The following is a 1,462-nucleotide window of genomic DNA, read 5'->3' on the forward strand; positions in this document are numbered from 1 at the left end:
ACAAGGTTCCTGGGCAAGGAACGACCCACTTCCCGGACGAGTTTCTCCGGGACCAGTTGGGTCTTCTTTCCCTGGCGAGCTTAACGCGGAGCCTGCCGTGGGCATAATCCTGCGTCACACCTTGTCCGAAAGCCGAATGAGGGAAATCCGCACGTTCGGTTTGATGAGCGGGGAGTGGAAACGGACGATAGGGAGAGATACTCAGGCACTGCCAGACCGAAAGGGGCAGCTCCCGCTATGGCTCTCCTACGTCGCACCGCGCCACTCCTCGACTCTACACTTTTTTTCACCGACCTTGTGATTTATCAATTACTTACGGAAAGTATGTAGTACGTAATGTATGAAATAATATATCGGCGTGTATTCGTTGCGTTTGGCATAAAAGAGTGCGTAATGTACTTTTGCGAGGTCAAGTCGCGGCAGAAGGGGAAGGTCTACAAGAGTTATTTTATCCGAGAGTCGTATCGGACCGAGAAAGGGCCGCGTTCCCGGACGATCTGCAACGTCACCGCGCTACCCGAAGAGGTCCGGGAGCTGATTCGTTTGGGCTTGCAGGGGAAGAAGGTCGTCGAGGTCGAGAAGCTGGGACTGGAGGAGCGGTCGGACTTCGGGGGTCTGGCGGTTTTGCGGGAGGCATGGGAGCGGTAGGGGCTGGAGGAAGTCCTGGCCGCGGTGGAGGATCCGAAGAAGAGAAAGCTTTTGCAGGCGATGATCTTCGGCAGGATTCTCTTCCCCTGCTCGAAGCTTTCCTGGAAGGAGGAGGCTCGGGGGACGCTTCTGGCGCAAGCCTGCTCTTTGGAGAAGAGCGAAGGATGGGACGAAGAGGATCTCTACCGGGCGATGGATGGGCTCAATGGGGTTTGGAGCCGGATCGAGCGTGGGCTTTTTCAGAGAGCGTTTCCCGGAGGGGTAAGTCTGGTGCTCTACGATCTTTCGAGCACCTATTTTGAAGGAGAGGGTCCGAAGGGGTTGGCTCACTACGGCTACAGTCGGGACCATCGGGATGACCGGCCGCAGGTGCTTTTGGCGGTGGCGACCGATGCGGAGGGGATCCCGATCCATGTGGAGGTTCTCCGAGGCAATCGAGCCGATTCCTCGACGCTCCCCGGGCTTTTGGTTGGCTTGCGGCGACGGCTGGGGATTGAGAAGGCGGTCTTTGTTTTTGACGGTGGGATCCGAAGCTTTTTTAACCTGGAGATGCTGACGGACATGGAGTTGGGATACGTGACCCGGGCGAATCGGGCTCAACTCCAGGAGCTGGTGGAGAAGTTGCCGCGGGATCGGCAGCCGGAGCTCTGGGATCGGACCGAACCTGACTTCCGTTGAGGAGCAGCATAACGCATTGATGCGGAAGGACAGGCCTTTCCGCTACTGGCTACATCGCTGCCCAAGCCGGCGGCTGGGCGAAGAGCGGGAGCAGACGAAGTTTTTCCAGGAGCCGATTCAGTTCCCGAGGAATCTT

The 1,462-nt window shown here is 57.7% G+C and carries 2 protein-coding genes; both read left to right on the forward strand.

The window, feature by feature from the left end; all coding sequences use genetic code 11:
- Positions 1 to 393: 393 nt before the first annotated feature.
- Positions 394 to 648, forward strand: a complete 255-nt coding sequence (locus A37A_RS18555) for a hypothetical protein (RefSeq protein WP_018291828.1) — start codon at positions 394 to 396, stop codon at positions 646 to 648.
- 24 nt (positions 649 to 672) lie between these two features.
- Positions 673 to 1,326, forward strand: coding sequence for an IS1634 family transposase (locus A37A_RS19560; protein WP_018291829.1), 654 nt, complete (start codon positions 673 to 675; stop codon positions 1,324 to 1,326).
- Positions 1,327 to 1,462 lie beyond the last annotated feature (136 nt).

Source organism: Verrucomicrobium sp. 3C (assembly GCF_000379365.1).
GTDB lineage: Bacteria > Verrucomicrobiota > Verrucomicrobiia > Methylacidiphilales > Methylacidiphilaceae > Methylacidimicrobium.

Bases quoted from the DNA above. Each gene is read 5' to 3' on its own strand.
- A37A_RS18555 (WP_018291828.1), top strand. From the start codon at position 394: ATGTACTTTTGCGAGGTCAAGTCGCGGCAGAAGGGGAAGGTCTACAAG.